Raw genomic sequence first — 1726 nt, 5'->3', positions numbered from 1 at the left:
AGGGCAGGGTTTTCAGCCGAATGAACGACGCTCACGGAGGCTCCGGGTACGGCAGTCCAGGGGCCGCTGGCGCTGTCGGACTCTTCAAGCCCGATGGTGATGCCCTGCACCTCGTCGGTTTTGAAGCTTTCGGTCACGGACAGGCGCAAGGGCATGGGTTCCATGCGGCCGGGAAGCTTGAGAGCGTTGAGGGCCACGGCGGGACCTGTGGTATTGGCGGTAAGGGGGCCTTCAAAAAGAATGGAATTGCGGTCAATGATAGCCATATGTGCTCCTTGTGGAAAAATGGTCATGCACCCGGTAATGGATGTTCGGCCCGACGGGCGGGCCGTGCGTCAGGCAGGACAGACGCGGCCTGTCCCGGCGTCCGCAATAAGGCTTTACACCACGCTTTCGTTGCCCAGCACGGCATCGCACTGGCGCACAGGGCGGCCATGCAGCACGGGAACGGCCTTGGCGTCAAAGAATTCGTCATACTGCAGCTGCACGTTGCCCGCATCGGAATTCTGGAGTTCAAGGGCGGTGAGCACGTCGGCGTTGGCGTACCACACGGCCTTCTGGCGCAGGTGCTGGGGCATGCGGTTCTTGGCCTCGATGGTCAGCTTTTGCAGATCGATGAATCCGCTCTGTCCCTTGCGCTTGCCAAGGGCTGCCAGGGGCAGGTTGGCAACGCGCACCACAGCGCGCCAGTCGCGTACGGCAAGGCCGCAGCGCCAGTTGTATTTGTCGCCCACGACCTGGTATTTGCGGCCGTCGGGGTCCTGGGTCATATAGGTGCTGAGGTCTTCGTGGGAGAGGCCGCCGGTGCTGTCCTTGGGATAGATGCCATGCACGGCCTGCGCGCCCCACGACACAAGCCACAGGGACGTGCAGCCCCCTTCTTCGCGGCCGCCCGCATCCATGACGTTTTTGGCGTCCTGCGCGGGGTAGCGCATGGCAAGGCCGTTGAATTCGTCAGGATTGATATTGCTGTTGCCGTAAAACAGGGTGGCGGCCACTTTTTGGCGCATGGCCTCGGCAAAGGCCACGCCTTCGCTCATGCGGAAAGCCCTGTCACGGCTGCCGTAGAGGCGCAGTTCCTCCACATCCAGTTCCATGATGGCTTCGAGGATGCCGCATCCCTCCTTGACCTGTCCCCACTGTGATTTGGAAGGCGGCGTACCCTGATAGAGCCTGCGCCAGTAAACTTCGGGCAAGCCCGTGCGGATGCGGGTAAGATGCCCGTCGCTCTGGTTGGACTCCATCCAGAGCACGTCATCCATGATGTCGTTGGTCTTGTTCATCAGTTCGATGATCTGCCCCGCCTTGTCGCCACGATAAAACTGTTCCATTTCCGCCAGGGAAACCACAAGACCCATAGAGTTGGACATAATCGCCTCGTATGTAGAAAGGTGAACGTGCGGGATAAAAGACAACAAAAGTGCCGGAACATGTCCGGGAAATGCGTTGCCGGCTGTTTTCAGGGCAGGAAACAGTCCGGGCGCGGTTGGGGGTGACGCGGCGGGCCGCCCTTATTTTCTGGATGACCAGCCCGCGTACATGCGTTCCTCAAGGGGCGGCATGCCGACGCCGGGTTCGCCGCGCACCAGGCTGTCTTCCATAAGGGCGTCAGCCACGCGGTTAAAAAACCGCAGCACATCCGGGTTGTTGCCATAACCGCTTTCTTCCAGCAGGCGGCCGATGTGCTTGCCCTGGTCAAAGCGGTCAAGGGCAAGCTGGGCGCGGG

At 61.0% G+C, this 1726-nt stretch carries 2 protein-coding genes and 1 pseudogene; all 3 read right to left on the bottom strand.

The window, feature by feature from the left end:
• A partial coding sequence (locus V6C16_RS12480) for a hypothetical protein (protein ID WP_333543356.1) occupies positions 1-266 on the bottom strand: 266 nt, incomplete at its 3' end.
• Between the two features lie 114 nt (positions 267-380).
• Positions 381-1370, bottom strand: coding sequence for a major capsid protein (locus tag V6C16_RS12475; RefSeq protein WP_333536007.1), 990 nt, complete (start codon positions 1368-1370; stop codon positions 381-383).
• A gap of 141 nt (positions 1371-1511) precedes the next feature.
• Positions 1512-1726: pseudogene (locus V6C16_RS12470) on the bottom strand (hypothetical protein); the annotation flags it as partial.

This window comes from Desulfovibrio sp. 1188_IL3213, from assembly GCF_036763145.1.
Lineage (GTDB): Bacteria > Desulfobacterota > Desulfovibrionia > Desulfovibrionales > Desulfovibrionaceae > Desulfovibrio.
Note: the sequence above shows the minus strand (reverse complement) of the source record. Positions and strands in the feature narration are given on the sequence as shown.

Excerpts from the sequence above, each read along its gene's own strand:
- V6C16_RS12475 (WP_333536007.1), bottom strand. The coding sequence starts at position 1,370 with ATGTCCAACTCTATGGGTCTTGTGGTTTCCCTGGCGGAAATGGAACAG.